Origin of the sequence: Pseudomonas paraglycinae (assembly GCF_021601625.1) — a bacterium.
Lineage (GTDB): Bacteria > Pseudomonadota > Gammaproteobacteria > Pseudomonadales > Pseudomonadaceae > Aquipseudomonas > Aquipseudomonas paraglycinae.
This window is the reverse complement of the sequence record NZ_BQHR01000002.1, coordinates 351346-368699: the sequence shown is the minus strand read 5'-3', so window position 1 is coordinate 368699 and position 17354 is coordinate 351346. Positions and strand designations below refer to the sequence as shown.

Here is a 17354-nt window from a genome sequence, read left to right as displayed (position 1 = left end):
AGGGAGGTGCCGGCTCAGGCTTTTTTCGGTGGGATCGGATTGGCGTCGAAGGTATGCGGCGGCGCCACTTGCAGGGTGGTCACCGAGCCTTGCGCCGACAACGAGTACGTGACCTTGGAAATCAGCATGTCTTCATCGAACCCGAGTACCGGATCCTTGACCTTCACCAGCGTGTTGTGGCGCCACAGATCGCCGTTGGACTGGCGCCAGCCCTGCACCTGATAGGTGGTGGTCAGCGCCCGGCCCATGCGCGTGGCGCTTTCCCACTGGGCCCGTTGCTGGGCCAGTTCGAACGTGAGTTGCGAGCCTTCGTTGATGATGGTGGTGCGTCGACGCTTGAATGTCAGATCGGTCGCACTGGATTCAACCTCGCTGACCGCCGCCCCACTCTTCTTGTCGTTGCCCTTTTGCTGGCCGATCACCCGGTATTCGGAGAACACCTGGCTGTAATCCATCGGCGCGTTGGCCGACAGGATGTTCTTGCCCAGCTCCAGCGCATCGCTGGCGCGGCCGCCGCTGCCCGGTCTGGCCAGCACCAGTCGACCTTCGGCGTCATCGGTGGAAAACACCCGGTACAGCGAGAGCAGACGATCGATCGACTGAAACACCGTTTCACCCGGGACGATCGTGTGCTTGCTCAGGCGTGCAGTCTCGGGAATCTCGTTGACCACAAACTGCGTGTATTCCCCGGCCAGGGCCTGGACGATGTTCAACAGCGATTGATCCTGCCATTGGCCGGGGATGTTTCGCGCCGCACAATCCACCAGATCCTGGGTCTTGGAACTGCCCTCGACACTCAGGCTGATCTGCCGCCCGTCATAGCTGATCGGGGCTTTGAAGACGTATCCGGTGAGGACCAGATCCTTGCCGATCCGCACCTCGCACGGGTCGCCGGCCTTGATCCGCTGATCGACGGTCTGTCCCGGCCATTGCCAGGTGATATCGAGTTTGAAGGTGCGGAACTGGCGCTCCAGATCGGCGCTGATTTCCACGCTTTTCCAGCCGCCATATTCCATGTCGCCGACCGTCAGTGTGACGTGGTTGTCCATCTCGTCCATGGCTCACTCCCTGGAGACTTTCACATCGTTGGGTGAGAACACCGGATGAGCGATGCCGTTGCGCTGGGTCACTTCCGTGACCCGGGTCGCATCGGCAAATTGCTTGTAGGCCACGACCAGCGCCGGCAGGCTTTCCTGAAACGACTTGCTGACCAGTCGCACACCGGACGACGCCACAGCCTTGAGGTGCGCGATCAGCGCTTCCTTCACATCGCTGATGGCTTGATAGTGCGCGGGATCGGCCTTGTTCTGCGCCAGCTGGAGCGCCTCGACCAGCTCTTTTTGCAGCAGTTGCAGATCGTCGGTGACCGGCACTTCCTGGCGGGTAACCGGTTGAATCGCCTGTTGCGCCACCGTGGGCGTCGACGTCAGTTTCACCGGTGTCGAAGCCACCGGCATCGAGGCGACCCACTGCGCCACTTTCACGATCAGCGTGTCCTGCACCAGATCGGCCATGGCCTGCGCCGCTGCCGTGGTGTCCTTGCCGGTGGTGAGTTTCGGCGCATCGGCCTTGCGGATGGCTTCGATCTGTTGGGACACGTCGGCAATCACGCCACGATAGCCCTCCTTCGCAAACGCCTTCAGCTCCTTGATATCACCCAGCAGCCCCTTGAACTCCGCCGCCACTTCCTTGGGCAGTTCCTTGACGGCCTTGACCAGCTCGGTGATCTCTTTGTACTGCTCGATCAGTGGCTTGAGCTGTTCCTTGATCACGTCATAGACCCCGGTGAGGCTATTGCGCAGATTGGCGATGCCGATCCGCGCAGCCTTGATCAGGGTCATGGCCTGTTCGAAACGTGCCACCGCAGAACCCAGCAAGGTATCAGCCTTGGCCAGAAGCACCTTCTGCGTGCTGACGGTGGCGGTCGGAAACGGCAAAGGACGGTCGGGGTAGAACTTCAGTGCGAAAGTCACCAGCCCGCCATCCTGGCGGGTGTGGGTCATGTCGCATTCGCCGACCTTGACCTGCAGGCGCCCCAGCCACGGATGCACCAGTTCGCCGCTGCCTTGCTCCAGCGCCTTGAGCAGCTTGTCGCGCTGCTCGAGGCAATCGGGGCCGACGATGAACGCCGTCAGGTCGTGGGTCTTGGCCTGCTGGCCGAGATCCTCGAAAAACGGCAGGTCGCGTTGCGGATATTCGTGTAATTGCCCGTTGCGGCCGACCGGGGTTTTCGCCTGATCGACCCAAAAACCGACCCCCCGAAAGGACGCCGGCACCAAACGGTCACGCCAGTTCATTGGAACCTCCCATGGACAGCGAGCGATAGCCGATGCGCGAAGACAGCGCCAGGCCCGGCTGATTGGTTTGCGGTTGATCGGTACGCAGCCCGGCCGGCGCATTTTCGAAGCGCACCGTCAGGCCGCCTTCGAGTTGCGTGCGGCTGTTGGCGGCACTTTGCTGGATCAGGGCGCTGGAGGACTGTGGCAACGGACTGTTCAACCCGGCCGCCCCCGCAGGTGTCGCAGCGCTGCCGGTTACGGTTTCGAAGAATCCGGAGAAATGGCCACCCAGCAGTTCCTTGACCTGTCCGAAGATGCTCTGCAGCCTCGTCCACATATCACTGAACCAGACGATGACGGGCTCCCACTTCTGTTTGATCGAGTCCAGCGGAGACTGGCCGAAAAGGTCACCGAACACACCCTTCACCGATTGCGCATCCGTGGTCAACGATGCCCACAAACCGGAAAAGTAGCCTGTCACGCCACCCCAGGCCGCCGTTGCGGACTCCACAGGCAAGACGTCGAACACTCGGCGCAAGCTGTCCTGCAACGAGGCCATGGAAGCCCCAACGACATCCCGCAGCGCCGAGAACACATCAGTGACCGGCTGCCAGGCTTCGTTGATGGTCTGGATCGGCGACCAACTGAACCGCGCCTTGAGCGACTCCACACCCGCCCCTGCGCTGGCTACCACGCCGTTGTAAAAATCACCGACCACACCACTGGCAGTGGCCAGCGCCTGGCTCAGCACTTCACGGGGCGAAAACGAGAACGAGGCCTTGAGTTTTTCGATGCCGGTCGTTGCATTGGCGACCGCACTGTCCCAGAAATCATTGACGACCGTACTGGCGGTCTTCAGCGCCTTGTCCATCACCTCGCGAGGCGAGAAAGAGAACTTCGCACTGAGTGCTTCGATACCCGCCTTCGTCCTGGCGATCGTACTGTCAAAGAAGTCACTGATGACTGTACCGGCGGTTGCCAAGGCCTTATCCATCACCTCACGCGGCGAGAAAGAGAACTTCGTACTGAGTGCCTCGATACCCGCCGTCGCACTCGCCACGGTCTCGTCGAAGAACTTCGTGACGCTGTCGACGCCCGCAGAGAACAGCTCAACTGTCTCATCCCACGTTTTGCCGACAGAGGCGCCCATCGAAGCCAGTCCCTCCTTCACGGATGTGACTCCGCTATCGAAGGCCTCACGGGTGAACGCCCACATCTTGCTGAAGACCCCGGAAATCGAAGACCAGTTGTTGGTGATCAGGCGCGCACCAATCACAATCAGCGCCACAGCCCCGGCGATGGCCGCAGCAACAAGGCCGATCGGTGAAGCCAGGATGCCCAGCACTGCGACGAGCCCCATTGCACCGACCGTCACCACCGTGAACGCCACCGCCGCGGCAGCCAGTCCCTCGACGAGGTACGGATTGTTCGCGAGGAACTGACCAATCGAGGTGATCACCGGCGTGATAGCGGTGACGATGCTGTTGACTGCCGGCAACAGCGCCTGACCGATCTTCAGCGATACCTTGTCCAGTGCCTTGTTGAACTTCTCAAGGTTGGCCGAGGTTTCTCCGTGCACAACCTTGGGCACTTTCAGCCCCTTGTTCGCCCGGACTTTCTTCGCCAGCGCATCCTGCGCTTCGATGGCCTTCTTGATGCCGTCTTGAAACGGCTTGAGCAGGCCACCTTCGGAAATGAATCCGGCGACATCCAGCGGCTCCAGGCCGCTGTCTTCCATGCTTTTCTTGAATGCTGCGACCTTGCCGCGCAGCCCCTTCATCTCGGCCTCCATTTTCTCGGCGCCCTTGAGCACCACGAGCATGTTGACCGTGACGGGGAAGTTCTGCGGGATCAGGCTCAATTGTGTATTAGCCATCACTGCACCTGCTGCATCGCATTGATCCGTTGCGCGTGCTCCAGCGATTCGCGAAGCACATCCAGTGGCCTGGCCATCATCTGTTCGGGGTCAACCTTCCAGAACCAGGCCAGGTCATAGGCGACCGAAATCAGGTCGGTGATGGTTCCGACGCCGCACTCATGAAAAAACCTGCAACGGCCCAGCTCAGCGCGTTGAGGTCAGCCAGGTCCAGCTGGTTGACCGACGACGGCGGAATGCCGGCGCACACGGCGATGTATTTGGCCGCCACGTCCATGTCGAGGCTGACCTCTTCGCTCTTGTCGATCTTGTACGGCAGCGCCTTGATCGCTCGCACCTCTTGCACCGTCGGACGGCGCAGGACGAGTTCGGTCAAAGGCTCGCCGTGAGCTTCGATCGCAACTTGAAGCTTCACGGCGCCGCTCATTGCCAGGTCCCCTTGATGCCTTCGAATTTCAGTTCGATGGTGGCGTCATCGCCTTTGGAGACGGGCTCTTCGACCAGGTAGGCACCGGCCAGTACGTAGACTTTGCCGTTGCTGAATTCGCAGGTGACGGTGATATCGGTGCCTTCGATCAGCTTCTTCAGCGGGAAGTCGGCGGTGTGCAGCGCGGTCACCTTGAACGACGGCGCGACGTCGGTTTCCTTGTAGAAACCCGGCACGACGGTTTCGCGTTTGACGGCCATCAGCGGGGCTTCGCAGCCGCCATTGATAGTCAGTTGTGCACCGTCGACCTTGACGTAGCAGGTGCCTGCAATCAGTTGACCCATGGTGTTACTCCCTTCAAATAAAAAGCCCACGCAAGGTGGGCTGAAATCACAGTGTCAAACGCGCCGATCAGGCGACGTCGTCGTACTGCAGACGGAACTGGTTGAGCAGTGCGAACACGCGCAGACCGTTGATGTAATCCGGCGGGAACAGCACGTTCACGCGGCTCGGGTCCTGCACGTCGCGCTCGACGATCAGGTGCTCGGCGAACAGCTCGGCGTTTTCCACGTGGCCTTCGAGTTCGAGCTTGGCGTACTGGGCGATCAGCTCACCGCGAATGGTTGCCGGGGTGACGATCGGCTGGCCGGCGCCGAAGCGGGTGCCGTCGGCAGCCAGTTTGTGGCGACCGTACTTGCTGGTGATCACGCTTTGCAGACGACGCACGATGAACGCCGACTGGTGCATGGTTTCGCTGTCCAGGTACGAGTTGTCAGCCTGGCCGTAAGCGTTCTTCTGGTAGGTGGTGATCGAGCGCTGGATGCGCACGTAGCCGCCTTCGTAGTACGCGGTGGCGATGCCGTAGTTGAGCAGCGACTGACGCTCGGTCAGGGTGAAGCGCTCGCTGGCCGGGGCCGGATCGACACCCGGCAGGCTGCCGCTCTGGGTCGGACGGCTGGCGTCGGCGGAAATGAACACGGCGGTGCGCGCAGTCAATGCGGCGGCTTGCACCCAGACCGGTTGCGGAACGCCCTGCTCCAGTGCCTGAATGGTCACGTGCTGGTCGTTGCGCGCCTGACCGGCTGCCACCAGAGTGCCGACGGTGCCGCGCTTGGCGCTGTACACATGACCGAACAGTTGCTTGGCCCACGACCAGCGACCGGTGCTGTCGTCCATCACCGCTTGCCAGGTGTTGAGGGTGGCCAGGTCGGACCATGGCAGAGCGATGAACTCGAAAGGCTCGTCACCCAGCGCAGCAACCGCTGCCACCTGATCCGGCACGCCGACGCCACCGATCATCGGCGTGATCGCGGTGACCAGGCCGGCCGGCGTTTCTTCGCCGTTGCTCTTGCCCAGGCGATTGAATTGCAGACTGATGTCGTTACCGCTGTCGCCAGTCCATTTGGCGTTGAGCGTTACCACACCCTCGGCGACGGTCGCGCTCACCGGCAGATCGGCGGTGGCGTTGACTTTCTGCGCCAGCGAAGTGGCCGCTTGTGCAGCGGTGGCGCCGTTGGCGATGGTGGCCTGTACGCGGACGCCGCCGACATACAGGTTGAGCACGCCAGCCTGGGTCGCGGTGCCGGTCAGGGTCACTACGCCTTTGGCGATGGCGCCAGTTGCGTTGTGCAGCGGCAGGCACCAGATCTCGCCGATCGGGTCAGCCTTGCGGAAGGTTTCGTACATGGACGCGAGCATCGAGCCCTGGCCGCCAATGCTCTTGGCCAGCGCCACGCTGGAAACCAGCACCAGTTTGCCGACTTCGCCCGGAGCGATGTCGTCGTTGACCTGCGCCACGATCAGGCGACGCATGGACGAGGTCGCGCTATTGGCGGCCGAGTTGTCCATTTCGGCATAGAACAGCGGTACACGAATGTCCGCAGGGATGTTGCTGAATCCGATCGCCATTATTTGGCTCCCTTTTGTTTAGCTGTTGCGGTTTTGAGGGTGATATCGCCGTCGGCCAGACGCCGGCGCCACCAGGCGCTGTCCAGCACTTCACGGCCTTCCAGTGGCAGCAGGTCGCCTGCTTCCGGGTCCGGCACGGCACGGCCGGCGGCCGGCACTACGGTGATGCGGTTGCTCATGGGGTTACGTCTCCAGAGAAAGTCAGTTCCACGCGCCCGTCAGGGCCCGGGCGTTTCAGGTTGGGGTCGGCCGGGTCGATCGCATCGACCCGCACGGTGGCCCCGGTAAAGGACGACAAACCGTCCAGTTCGCGTTCGTGCCAGCTCTCCGCAGGCTGACTTGGCAGATTGCGGCCCAGCTGGAACTCGGCAAAAAAGCGCAGCCGGTAGAACGCGCGGCTGCTGTTGATCGAGACCGTTTCGCCGCCGTCGTAAACGATGGCGCTGTAGTTGGAATCGGGTTTGAACCCCACCAGCGCACGCCACAGTTCGGCGCGCAGGTCGTGCAACAGATCCAGCGCTTTTGTGGCGTCCGTGGCATCCAGTACCAGGATGATTTCGAAGCGGTCGCGGATCGGCTGGATGGCGGCGTTCTGTGCGGTGCTGGCGCTGGCCAGATCCTCCAGCGGTGAAACGTAGGCACAGGGAGGTTGCAGCGGGTTGTCAGTTTGAAGTGTTGCCAGGTCGATCCCGGCTGCGATTCGATTGCCCAGGGTCGGGCACTGGCCGCGCAGTTGCGTGATCAGGGGAGTCATTTTCATGATGAAAGTACCAGTAGGTGCTGTCGCTAGAACCAGCGTCCGATCGCGAGACAGTCGAAGGAGACCATCGAGACGTCGGCCTCCGCGAATTGCCCGAGACTGAAGACACAGATACTGGCGAAGGTGTTGGTTCTGCTATAGGCGCCAACGGACGTCACTTGTCTCGCCACACCCAATACGCCCACCAGATTGCCGGTCACAAAACCCGGCGCCACGAAGGCCATTGGATACGTCCAGTTGAATCCCATGTTGGACGTGTTGTTGAACGCGACCGGCCCCTTATTGAAGAGCGTGCAAATCAAAGTACCGTCGGCAAACTTGACGTATTCCCCGTTGGCGTTAGAGCCACGCTCGATGACAGCGCCGGTGGCAATGCCCGCGACTTGACTGACCGTTCCCACCAGCGAGGCGACAGCCGCGCTCCCCAAACCAAGGCCAGACCTGGCCGCTGCCAGGGTTGTGCCCCCGGTGCCGCCACGCGCAATCGGGACGACTGAGTCGGCGGCAACGGCACCCAGACCAAGCGCCGCTCGCGCCGAAGCTGCATCGGTGGCACCGGTTCCGCCCCGTACGATCGGGACGATCGCATCAGTGGCCACGGCCCCCAATCCCAGTCCCTGACGAGCGGCAATGGCATCGGTCGCGCCGGTTCCGCCGTTTCGTACAGGCAGGACATCGAAACCACTCGCAGCACCCAGTGCCGCCAGCTTCGGGCCGTATTGAACATTCAGGTTGTTGAATGCATCGGCCAGCGCCTTGGGGTAGCCCTGCACCGGCATGATCGAATAGCTCGCACCGTTTACTGTTGCGCCCTGATAGGCCGGCGTGATCGACAACAGCGCCGGGCCTGCGATATTGCTCACTTCATATTGCCGGCCGTCCGGCCCGACGAAGGCATCGCCTATCCGGGCATTGCTCACGAAATCAACATTGACACCGATGACCGCTGGCGAGTTGTTCGTGACATTGACCGTGCCTGCTCTTAGCCATGGCATGTCATCGTCCTTGTTTTCTGAATAAAAAAAACCGCCTCTGAGGGCGGGGAATCACAGGCTGCGCAGGCTCATGCCGTTGCATCGACGGCCTGTTCCGACACTGCTGAAATCTCCGGAATGGCCGGCGGCACAGGCCATGCCTGCGACACTGGCCAACCGGCCTGACGGGGCACATTACCGAGGTTGAACTTGTAGGTTTTCCAGGCTTTGAGTCCCTCCATCAACGCGCGTTGTTCCGCCTCGTCCTGAGGCGTCGCGGCGCCGGCTTCAATGCCGTAACCCAAGGTTTCGACACGATCCTGAATACGCGAAATCTGCGCGCCAGCCGCCTCGTTCCGCTCAGTGAGCAGCGCTTGCGCTTCGTTCAATCTGGTAACAGCAGCAGCGGCCTCTTTCATGTCACGGGTGATCAGTTGCGACCAGTCGATATTCATTCGCCTGCCTCCGGTTGCGACAACGGCTGTGGCAATGCCACCTCTCCATCAGGAACCTCGACAAGGTCCTCGGGATACGCTTGAGCCGGGCTGTAGTAAGCAGGAATCGGAAGCAACAGACGAAGCGTCAGCTCGCCTTGCTCACGGGTGACATCCCCGACAAACCATTCGGATTGAATTGCACCTTCCGGAAGCGTATCGCCGTCCCCCAGGCGGGAGAAATCAAACACTTCACCGTTGACCGTGAGCTGATCTCCAAGCTTGCGCAGCACCAGAGAGTCTTCTCTGCGCTGCGGCGACAAAATAATCTTCATTAGTACCACCGCCCGATTGCGATCAGGTTGATTTGAGCAGCCACGGCTGCGTTGGAAATTGCCATTGCGCGCCATGCGCCCCAACTGTTCAGCGTCGGGGGATTGAAAGCGCTGGCAAGGACACAATCGGAGTTGACACCCCGCGTCGCGCCCGCAGCCACCATTGGCACCGATACATAGGCTGAGGGAAATGCACCCGGTCCATAGGCATCGCTACCAAACAGCGCGCCCGCCGCGTAGGTGCCCGTCGAGTTCGTCGTGATCGCCTTCCAGCAGATCAAGGTGCCGTCGGCATACTTGGTGTATTCACCATTGGCATTGGCGCCACGCTCGATGATCGCCCCCGTAGGAGCACCCGCCCCGGTAACGGCCCCGATAATGTTGTTCTGCCGGTAAACCATGCGCCACGGGCCAAATACCCCCGCGCCGTATTGATCACGCTCCCAGGTGCGCAGGGTGCCGCCGGAGGCAATTCCGTTTACTTCGTGCCAGATTTGATGAACGGGTTGGCCAACAACTTTGATAGTGTCCAGCAAGCCGTAACTGGCGTTTGGGGGCTTGACCCCGCCGCTGGTGTTGATAACGAAACAGCGCCCCGCAGGTACTGCTGTGGTGTCGTCAATATTTCCATCAAAAACAGGGCTGTCACCCCCAATGCCGAAGGCGCCGACCTGCATGACACGGCCTGCGGTGGCGTCCTTTGAATTGACTTGAAGGGTTGCCGTTGCGGCGGAGCCAAGCTCCAGGGCAACCCGTGCCGCAGCGGATGTCACGCTGCCGGTGCCACCCTTTTCAACCGGCAGTACGTCGTAGTTGCCCGTGGTGCCGAGCGCCAGCGCAGCCCTCACTTCGGCGGGCGTTGTGCCGCCGGTTCCACCCTTTGAAATGGGCAATATGTTGTAGTACGCAGTGTCGCCAAGCGCGGCCAGTTTCGCCCCGGCCTGATTAACGAAGGTACGCAACTGATCCGCCGAATCCTTGACGTAACCCTGCATGGGCGCCAGGGTGTAAGCCCCGCTTGCGGTGGCCCCCCTGTATTCCGGCGAGATGGATAGCGCCGTATCACTGGCAATATTGACGACCTCGTACCATCCCCCGTCTGGGCCTCTAAAGGCATCTCCCACACGGCTGTTGGCAATGAAGGCCGTACCACTTCCAACGACGGCAGTTGAATTCTGGACAACAGAAACTGTTCCGGACTTATACCATGGCATATATCTCTCCAGAGACAAACCAACTTAAAAGATGCGGCATCTATCAAATATAAAGACAAACACCAGAACTCACTTCAATACAACCGAGACACCGATAAACGATCCAGGCATTGAAGATCACATTTCAAGACAATTGAGTTGCTCTAACCGTATGGAAGCGGAAGTGCGGCAGTCTGAATAATCAAGGCCGTGGGAAATCGATCGATGGCCACGCTGCCATAACTTATTCCGGCTGGCACACCGCCCCCGGCCATGGCTCTGGAGTCTGTAGTCCCGGCCGAGGCTCCAAACATGAAGCTGATGCCTCCAGTGCGCCCGTAAGCACCCTCCAGAACAGCATAGGCCGCCGCATCACCTTGATACCCAGAGTTGAAATCCATGATGCTCGAACCTCTGGACCATGGGAGAAAAGCGGCATACTCAACGCCTGACGCCAGCGGCACGTCAAAAATACAATCGGCCTGCGGCACTCTGTAGTCGGGCGCCATTCTCAATTGACGTCGCTGGGTTCTCCCGCCCTGGTAAAGGAGAAAGTACCGGCCGGCCTGCGTTCGCGGGTCAGGAGGTGGAGCGGTGTACTGACCGACTACATTGAGTGGTGGCTGCAGAGAGTTGAACGTCAGGGTCCGATCGTCGTTATAGATCTTCAAGAACGTGGTTCCGGCGATGTTATCGGCCATCAGATCGAAGCAGTAATATCGCGTTTCAGCAGTAGAGTTCGAATATAGAAACGTGATGTTGTTGCCCGCCCTCTGCGAACCGTTAAGTGTTCCTGACCCCACCAGAAATACAATTGGGTTACGCGCATTGCTCAAGGTAAAACCAAACAGGTTATCACCCTTGTCTTGCGCAACATTTTGCACCGGGGACCAGTTTGCCCCTTCGGTCGGATTAAGTTGGGCCGATCTTAGTTGCCGGCGCGACCACGATTGCTGAAACGTCATGTACCCGCTCTTTACCAGTCCATAAGAAATCTTCGTGGTGTCAAAGAGCATTTGACCGTTGTCTTTATAGACGGTTAATCCTGCCATCTTTAATAGTACCCATAGAAAATTCTGGCATTGGCGGAAAAGAACCCCCAGCCGCTGGTGACATAGCGATAGTTCCACGACAGCACACCCGACGACAGTGTAACTCCGGGTAAATGCCCAGCCTCGCGCTGCATATCAACCAGTGGAACCACTCCAAAGAATTGAGTCTTTCCGGCGGGAGGCGGCGCAATGGCGATAGAACCATTGACGCCACCGGTATCGACGAAGCCTTGATCCTGGCTAATGTTCATCGTCATATCGACCATGATCGCGCCCGTAGGACTTCTGATTATCAGCCCGGTCATGTCAGACACTCATATCAATGGCGAGAACGCCGTTAGGGTGATAGAGCCTTACGCTATTTGGATTGATTGCAATTCTGCTCGATCCCGCGCCCTGCCCATTCATTTCGAAGCCGCCATTTTTATGAATGGCCCAGCCGGACTTGCCGATCTGGTAGTTGGTCGAGGCAATGTATTCCCCGATCTTCGCGTTGGTGATCGTGCCGTCCTGAATAAAGGCATCTCTGATGTAGGTCTGGCCGCCACTGACCGCAAATGGAGAGACGGGAGTGCCATTGGCCAGGTTTAGCAACATGAACGTGTCCGCACGAACGACAAACTGCGACGAGACGCCGGATGGATCGACCTGAAGTCCCAGACCAAAGGACGCTGCGTACTTCTGGCCACCTGCGGTGGTATCCATCTTCACCGACCACATCGTCGATAACTTACCATTGGTATCTGCCAGGGCTGTCGAGGTTTGCTGAACGGCCGCGCTGTTGTCACCGACAGTCGCGCTCAACTGCTCGATTTTCGTCGCTGTTGCCGAGTTGGTCGTCGTGACGACCTTCTCCAGCGATTTGATATTTGCAGCGTTGCCTCCGGTGCTGACTTCCAGCGTCGAAAGCCGCTGCGCGGTTGCCTCGTTCTGTGTCGACCGGACCAGGCTTTCCGTAGCGATGGCCGCCGTACTCGTCCACCCTTTGAGCGCATCCGCCAGCTCGCCTTCACCGTTATCGTCGCGGGATGCTGCTCGCAGTGCCTGGAAGGTCGCCGCCTGGGCGGTCACCACACCGTCGATCTTGCTGATCTCGGCAGTGTTGCTTCCAACCTGTTGAACCAGACCACTGGCGGTCTCGACCGTCTGCCCTACGTCCGCCCAATAAGTAGTATTCGGCGGTGGCAAGTTGATCGGTACCGGGCCCTTGGCTTGATACAGTCGATCGCCCTGACGCACGATCGCGTATTTGGCGTAGGTTCGGGCCGCGTCATAACCTTCTTCCAGTGAGTCGATCTGATTCTGCAAGCCCGGAATCTTCTCGATTTCAGTCAGCAGGTCTTTACCCAACTCGGTTTGCGAAACCTTTCCGGCGAGCATTTCGAGAATCGGCCCCGCCTCGGAACTGGCCTGCCCTAGTACCCCGTCTCCGACGGGATACCACGGACCGATATTGCCCGTGCGATCAACCAGCCGCGCCCAGAAAAAGAACGTTGCACCGGCCAGCAGGCTCTGCATCGTGTAATCACTTTGCGGATAAGCCAGGTCGGCCAGTTTCGTGGCCGTTTCCAGGTTTGGCGTCGGCCCGTACCAGATTTCCGTGCGCTGAGTGTCTTCGGCACCCACAGGGAATTCCCATTTCAGGCCGATACTGAACAACAGGCTTTCGGCCTTGAGCGTGGTCACCGAAGGCGGTGGCGTGGTTTTACCAGAGAGTTGCGTTTCCACGGACGTCGCAAACACCGAGCCGATGTCCAGCGCATTGATTGCCCGAACCTTGGCCACATACCGCCCGGCATAAATGCCCCGCAATTCCATCGACGTACCGCCGGTACGGCCGGCGAAAACCCATTCGCTGTCGTTCTTGCGCCAGTGGACTTCATAGGCGATGGCATTGGCCGGACGCGTCCATTCAATGGTCATGACGCCGACCGCGCTGCCCTGATCAATGAAGTGGTTGTTACTGACGGTGACCGAACCCGGCGGCGCCTGAACACCTGGCGGAATGACGGTGATCGGCGGCCGCTCGATACGGGAGCCATTGTCGATGGCGCCAAATTTGCTCGGTACATGCTTGACGGCACTGATGCTGTACTTGATTTCGTTATCGGTGAAATCTTCGGCAATCGACATGACGCGAAATTGTTGCGTAGCCAGGTTGGGCGAATCGATCGCCCACATCGACTGGGCCGGCGGCCGCTCGATCAGTGGCTGAGCCAGTCTCACGCGCTGAACATCGCCACTGATGTCTACTGACTTGATCGAACGGGATACCGCTTTGCCAGTTGGCATGACCAGCGTGATGGTGTCGCCCACTGTGGCGGTGACCTGCGCGTCAAGGGTCAGCATATCAAGCGTCGCATCACGCAGGCGTCCGCCGATTCGTCGCCCGGCGCGGTCATTGTCGGCCACCCGGATAATCTGCCCCGGGCGCGCCAACGTGCCATCAAGCCCCACCGCGAAGGTGACGCTTTCGGTTTCCAGGCGATTGGTCAGCAGTGCCCACTTACCGATTCGCTGTGCCTGCGCCTGAGAGGTACAGCCGGTGGCGCTGATTTCTGTCTGCTGCACACCATAACGGGCGATGCCGTCCGGGTCGTCGACATACTCGACCTTCTGCCGGTAGAAGTCCGAAGGGTCGTTCCAGCTGACCAGCGCCACGCTGAACCGGGTCTTTTTCGCCGACCCGCCGTAGATGAATTTACCGTCGATGACATTGCCATTGGAGTAGGTGTAGACCGGATCCTCCGGCATATCGGCTACCGCCATGACAGAACCTGCGCCCCAATACGACATACCCCTGAACGTCGTGGCCAAGTCTTGCAGCACCTTCAGCGCATCGGAACGCGCCGAAAGATACAGGTTGCAGGTAAAGCGCGGCTCGGTGCCGCCCTTGCCATTGGGGACGGGCTGATCGCAATACTGACCGATGCGATACAGCTCCCATTTATCGACCTGGCCTGCATTGAGCAAATGCCCCAGGCCATAACGTGGATGCAGCAAAAGATCGTAGTAGATCCACGCCGGGTTATCGGTCCAGGCCGATTTGAACGTACCGTCCCAAACGCCCGAATACACGCGGTTCTGTGGGTCGTAGTTGCTCGGTACTCGAATGATCCGGCCCAGCAGCTCGAAGGAGCGCGACGGGATGGACTGGAACTGCGACGCGTCGAATTGCAGACCAATGATCGCCGAACCGGGATACCGCAACTTGGCATCGATCACCTCGGTGCTCGACTCGACACTGGTGGTGTCGGCGATGGCGCCGCTGGTGGAATTGGGCGTCAAACGACGCACCCGCACGGTCCAGCCGCTTTTGGCGACCGGCAGATCGATGCGGTGCGAGCGTTCGTATTTGGTGGTGGTCTTGCCACTGAAAGCAGACGCCAACACCTCGACGAATGCACCGCCGTCAGTCGAAAGGTCAATGGCGTACTTGACCGTGTAGCCATTGGTGTCGCCATTGCCGGTATTGGTCTGCGCCAGACGCGAAACCGCCAGGCGAATACGTACGGCAGACAGTTGCAGGTTGGTGAAGGCCTTGGTCCAGGGTTGATCGCTGCGCAATTCGACAGCCGCCGCCGTTTCGTTTTCCACCGCAGGAAAACCCGGGATGTGTGCCTGGTCCTGGCTACCGGTACGAACGTCGAGCGTCACGCCGTTGAAGTTCAGGCTACCGTCGTCGTTGGCCAGCGGCGTTTCGTCCAGAAACACCGATTGAGTATGGCTTTTTAGACCGACAATCTCGCCTTCACTGACGAGATCGAGGATACGAGCGTAGGCCGTGCTTTGCAGGCTGTCTGGCGCCTCCACGGAGGGGCGCGGCTTGGCGGCGCCGCCTTTGCTGCCAGCGAGAATGAGGTCAGTCATGGCTTTCCTTCAGGCGAAATAAAACCCGCACCGGGCGGGTTGGGTGGAAGTCATTGAAACGAGTAACGCTAGAGCTGATCCTGAGCGTAAACGCCGGCGCTGATCACGGCGCTGCCGACAATCATCTGACCGTAAAGAAGGCCCACGGGATTGCCTTGGGCGCTGGTGTTGACCGGTCCGTTGAAGCTGTAGCTGGCACGATTCTGGGGAGCGTCCATGGAGCCCAGCCCCTTGGCCTGCGGCGACATCATTTGCATGACGCCGCCCATTGCCATTGCAATCCCGACATTCGCAGCCGCTGTCCAGCCCGCACCGGCCCCTGTGCCCAGCAGGCCTGTGCCACCTGCAGCCATTCCTCCGGTGAAGTAGGAGGCTGCGACGACCAGTGCAACCCCGATGATGGTCTGTAACGACCCCGCCCGCTTGCTGCCGATCACCATCGGCGCAATACGAATATCCGTATTGCCACTCGGCGCCTTGAGCCGGTCCTGACCAATATTTTCGTGCCCTAGAAAGACCGAATACGCCAGCCCGCGGTCCTTTGATTCCATCAGGAAGCGCTCGAAACCCGGGATCAAAATGCACAGCGCATGAATGGCTTCAGCCGTGTTGCTGACGGCCAACCGGTGTACACGGCCGAAACTGGCCCCCAGGGTGCCGTAGAGGCGAATTGTTCTGAGTTTTTGCTGATTCATCTCACGGCTCCAGGAGAAGAACTCCAATGTGGTTGTAAATCCGTTGTTCGGATATCAGACGGTCGCACTGGACATCTTCGACCGATGTCGCCAGCAACTCACCGTCACCTCTGCCCAATACCCGCCGTAGGTGTCACGACGGCTGTCGCGTCCGTACAAGTGATGCAGGATCGAACCCGGCGCCGGAAAGTGATCCGGCTCGCTGTTGAGCACGCCATCTTCCAGATAAATGGCGGCATGGTTGGGCACTGGCGAGCGGATCTGCATCAATACGACATCGCCTTGTTGCAGCCGGCTGACCTGTTCGAAACCGGCGGCGGGCAGATTGTCGAGATAGAGATTGCCGCCCTTGTCCCACCAGCCGTCTTCGCGCTGATAGTTGCCCAGTTCAATGCCCATTTCCCGGCGGTAGTAATCGAGGATGATGCTCAGGCAATCATGCACACCATGGACAAAATCCCGCCCGATCAAGGGCGCCCGATAACCCGAGGGGGCGATGCTGACCAGTTCGCCTTTGCCAACTGTTCCATCATCACCTTTGCGTACTTCCAGAATGTGCCAGGGCAATCCGGAGGCTTCACAGGCGACCCGGTCCGCCTCGCTGGCCGTCGCCGGATAATCCGGATGACTGTGCACCACGGCCAGGATCTCGCCGCATTCTTCGGCCGCCGCATAATCTTGCGGTGCCAGACGAAAATGCTCGCTGGGCGTGGTTGCGGTATTGCGGCACGGTACATATCGTTGCTTGCGCCCTTCAAGGATCAACAGGCCGCAACATTCGTCGGGGTATTGAGCGATGGCGTGAAGTTCGATGGCCGCCAGGATTGCCTTGTTCATGATCAGCCCCGAACCAGGCCGGCGGCTGGAAACGAGCCGTAGGGCAGCGGATTGTTTTCGCCGAAACGCAGCTTGCAGCTGCTCAGACGTCCACCGCATTTGTCCTTGACGGCGTCGGTGACGATCACGTCATTGGCATCTGCCACCGGGCCACCGGTATAACCGCAGTAGGGGCCACGGTAACCACCGCAACTGAGCCACCAGCAAACGTTGGCGACAATCTGCCGACGTGGCAATTGCACGCCGTTGAAATCCAGTGCGCTGGCCAGTTCGAACTTCACTGCTTCGCTGTCTTCACTGACCTTGCGCTCGATGTACCAGAGGTCGGGAGGCAGTTCTTCTTCCGGGTCGGCTTCAGGCTGGCCATCAAGGTATTTGCCCAGGGTGCGATGACGGATCAACCGCGCCCCGACCAGATCCTGGAAATACAGCACCAGCGCCGTAATGAAACCGCCGACGTTGCCCACCGACAACGTCGGCGTCGGTTGCGTGCCCTGTCCGGTCATTTCGAAACCCTCGGCCAGGATCGGCCAGGGTGAATACTCAAGGCCTTGCCAGAAAATCGAGGATTGCTGGGGATAGCCGTGAAAGCGGTACAACTCGGCGCCGAGGCTGGTGGCATCGAGCTCGAACAATTCGACCCAGGCGCCGGGCTCCAGCGCCTGAATATCTGCAGTAATGGACATGTGAATCTCCGGGCAAAGAGAACCCCGC

Annotated in this window: 18 protein-coding genes; all 18 read right to left on the bottom strand. The window is 59.8% G+C overall.

The annotated features are described in order from the left end of the window. Positions 1-14: 14 nt before the first annotated feature. Positions 15-1058: a phage baseplate assembly protein gene (locus L6D82_RS03900; protein ID WP_085748145.1), complete on the bottom strand. Its 1044-nt coding sequence runs from the start codon at positions 1056-1058 to the stop codon at positions 15-17. 3 nt (positions 1059-1061) lie between these two features. Then, positions 1062-2297: a DNA circularization protein gene (locus L6D82_RS03895; protein ID WP_102686575.1), complete on the bottom strand. Its 1236-nt coding sequence runs from the start codon at positions 2295-2297 to the stop codon at positions 1062-1064. Further along, the gene (locus tag L6D82_RS03890) at positions 2284-4155 is read right to left on the bottom strand and encodes a phage tail tape measure protein (RefSeq protein WP_445009170.1); all 1872 of its coding nucleotides are present in this window, start codon (positions 4153-4155) and stop codon (positions 2284-2286) included. Before L6D82_RS03890 ends, L6D82_RS03895 begins: the two co-directional genes overlap by 14 nt. A 130-nt stretch (positions 4156-4285) precedes the next feature. After that, positions 4286-4582 (bottom strand): phage tail assembly protein, encoded by a 297-nt coding sequence (locus L6D82_RS03885; protein WP_085748142.1) that lies wholly within the window; start codon positions 4580-4582, stop codon positions 4286-4288. Beyond that, on the bottom strand, positions 4579-4926 hold the full coding sequence (locus L6D82_RS03880) for a phage tail tube protein (protein ID WP_085697365.1): 348 nt from the start codon (positions 4924-4926) through the stop codon (positions 4579-4581). The genes L6D82_RS03885 and L6D82_RS03880 overlap by 4 nt, the downstream gene beginning before the upstream one ends. 67 nt (positions 4927-4993) lie before the next feature. Next, the gene (locus L6D82_RS03875; RefSeq protein ID WP_236188126.1) at positions 4994-6490 is read right to left on the bottom strand and encodes a phage tail sheath subtilisin-like domain-containing protein; all 1497 of its coding nucleotides are present in this window, start codon (positions 6488-6490) and stop codon (positions 4994-4996) included. Further along, positions 6490-6669, bottom strand: a complete 180-nt coding sequence (locus L6D82_RS03870; protein WP_007954893.1) for a DUF2635 domain-containing protein — start codon at positions 6667-6669, stop codon at positions 6490-6492. Before L6D82_RS03870 ends, L6D82_RS03875 begins: the two co-directional genes overlap by 1 nt. Continuing rightward, positions 6666-7250, bottom strand: a complete 585-nt coding sequence (locus tag L6D82_RS03865) for a phage tail terminator protein (protein ID WP_236188124.1) — start codon at positions 7248-7250, stop codon at positions 6666-6668. Before L6D82_RS03865 ends, L6D82_RS03870 begins: the two co-directional genes overlap by 4 nt. 26 nt (positions 7251-7276) lie before the next feature. After that, complete coding sequence (locus L6D82_RS03860) at positions 7277-8245, bottom strand: hypothetical protein (RefSeq protein WP_236188123.1); 969 nt, start codon at positions 8243-8245, stop codon at positions 7277-7279. 68 nt (positions 8246-8313) lie between these two features. Then, positions 8314-8679, bottom strand: a complete 366-nt coding sequence (locus L6D82_RS03855) for a phage tail protein (protein WP_236188119.1) — start codon at positions 8677-8679, stop codon at positions 8314-8316. After that, positions 8676-8993 (bottom strand): hypothetical protein, encoded by a 318-nt coding sequence (locus tag L6D82_RS03850; protein ID WP_236188118.1) that lies wholly within the window; start codon positions 8991-8993, stop codon positions 8676-8678. Before L6D82_RS03850 ends, L6D82_RS03855 begins: the two co-directional genes overlap by 4 nt. Beyond that, a complete protein-coding gene (locus tag L6D82_RS03845) occupies positions 8993-10207 on the bottom strand; it encodes a hypothetical protein (protein ID WP_236188117.1) in 1215 nt (404 codons plus the stop codon). Before L6D82_RS03845 ends, L6D82_RS03850 begins: the two co-directional genes overlap by 1 nt. A 143-nt stretch (positions 10208-10350) precedes the next feature. Further along, on the bottom strand, positions 10351-11238 hold the full coding sequence (locus L6D82_RS03840; RefSeq protein WP_236188116.1) for a hypothetical protein: 888 nt from the start codon (positions 11236-11238) through the stop codon (positions 10351-10353). Between the two features lie 2 nt (positions 11239-11240). Beyond that, the gene (locus L6D82_RS03835; protein ID WP_236188115.1) at positions 11241-11543 is read right to left on the bottom strand and encodes a hypothetical protein; all 303 of its coding nucleotides are present in this window, start codon (positions 11541-11543) and stop codon (positions 11241-11243) included. A 1-nt stretch (position 11544) separates the two neighbouring features. Further along, the gene (locus tag L6D82_RS03830; protein ID WP_236188114.1) at positions 11545-15108 is read right to left on the bottom strand and encodes a TipJ family phage tail tip protein; all 3564 of its coding nucleotides are present in this window, start codon (positions 15106-15108) and stop codon (positions 11545-11547) included. A 68-nt stretch (positions 15109-15176) separates the two neighbouring features. Then, entirely contained in the window at positions 15177-15803 is a 627-nt protein-coding gene (locus L6D82_RS03825) for a tail assembly protein (RefSeq protein WP_236188113.1), read from the bottom strand. Positions 15804-15857: 54 nt separating this feature from the next. Beyond that, positions 15858-16640: a C40 family peptidase gene (locus L6D82_RS03820; RefSeq protein ID WP_236188110.1), complete on the bottom strand. Its 783-nt coding sequence runs from the start codon at positions 16638-16640 to the stop codon at positions 15858-15860. 2 nt (positions 16641-16642) lie between these two features. Then, the gene (locus tag L6D82_RS03815; RefSeq protein WP_236188109.1) at positions 16643-17326 is read right to left on the bottom strand and encodes a phage minor tail protein L; all 684 of its coding nucleotides are present in this window, start codon (positions 17324-17326) and stop codon (positions 16643-16645) included. Positions 17327-17354: the final 28 nt, after the last annotated feature.

What these genes read in the sequence shown, in the direction of transcription:
- L6D82_RS03845 (WP_236188117.1), bottom strand. Translation starts at nt 10,207, where the DNA reads ATGCCATGGTATAAGTCCGGAACAGTTTCTGTTGTCCAGAATTCAACT.
- L6D82_RS03900 (WP_085748145.1), bottom strand. Translation starts at nt 1,058, where the DNA reads ATGGACGAGATGGACAACCACGTCACACTGACGGTCGGCGACATGGAA.
- L6D82_RS03820 (WP_236188110.1), bottom strand. Translation starts at nt 16,640, where the DNA reads ATGAACAAGGCAATCCTGGCGGCCATCGAACTTCACGCCATCGCTCAA.
- L6D82_RS03815 (WP_236188109.1), bottom strand. Translation starts at nt 17,326, where the DNA reads ATGTCCATTACTGCAGATATTCAGGCGCTGGAGCCCGGCGCCTGGGTC.
- L6D82_RS03840 (WP_236188116.1), bottom strand. Translation starts at nt 11,238, where the DNA reads ATGGCAGGATTAACCGTCTATAAAGACAACGGTCAAATGCTCTTTGAC.
- L6D82_RS03875 (WP_236188126.1), bottom strand. Translation starts at nt 6,490, where the DNA reads ATGGCGATCGGATTCAGCAACATCCCTGCGGACATTCGTGTACCGCTG.
- L6D82_RS03855 (WP_236188119.1), bottom strand. Translation starts at nt 8,679, where the DNA reads ATGAATATCGACTGGTCGCAACTGATCACCCGTGACATGAAAGAGGCC.
- L6D82_RS03870 (WP_007954893.1), bottom strand. Translation starts at nt 6,669, where the DNA reads ATGAGCAACCGCATCACCGTAGTGCCGGCCGCCGGCCGTGCCGTGCCG.
- L6D82_RS03825 (WP_236188113.1), bottom strand. Translation starts at nt 15,803, where the DNA reads ATGAATCAGCAAAAACTCAGAACAATTCGCCTCTACGGCACCCTGGGG.
- L6D82_RS03895 (WP_102686575.1), bottom strand. Translation starts at nt 2,297, where the DNA reads ATGAACTGGCGTGACCGTTTGGTGCCGGCGTCCTTTCGGGGGGTCGGT.
- L6D82_RS03860 (WP_236188123.1), bottom strand. Translation starts at nt 8,245, where the DNA reads ATGCCATGGCTAAGAGCAGGCACGGTCAATGTCACGAACAACTCGCCA.
- L6D82_RS03885 (WP_085748142.1), bottom strand. Translation starts at nt 4,582, where the DNA reads ATGAGCGGCGCCGTGAAGCTTCAAGTTGCGATCGAAGCTCACGGCGAG.
- L6D82_RS03835 (WP_236188115.1), bottom strand. Translation starts at nt 11,543, where the DNA reads ATGACCGGGCTGATAATCAGAAGTCCTACGGGCGCGATCATGGTCGAT.
- L6D82_RS03865 (WP_236188124.1), bottom strand. Translation starts at nt 7,250, where the DNA reads ATGAAAATGACTCCCCTGATCACGCAACTGCGCGGCCAGTGCCCGACC.
- L6D82_RS03890 (WP_445009170.1), bottom strand. Translation starts at nt 4,155, where the DNA reads ATGGCTAATACACAATTGAGCCTGATCCCGCAGAACTTCCCCGTCACG.
- L6D82_RS03850 (WP_236188118.1), bottom strand. Translation starts at nt 8,993, where the DNA reads ATGAAGATTATTTTGTCGCCGCAGCGCAGAGAAGACTCTCTGGTGCTG.
- L6D82_RS03880 (WP_085697365.1), bottom strand. Translation starts at nt 4,926, where the DNA reads ATGGGTCAACTGATTGCAGGCACCTGCTACGTCAAGGTCGACGGTGCA.
- L6D82_RS03830 (WP_236188114.1), bottom strand. Translation starts at nt 15,108, where the DNA reads ATGACTGACCTCATTCTCGCTGGCAGCAAAGGCGGCGCCGCCAAGCCG.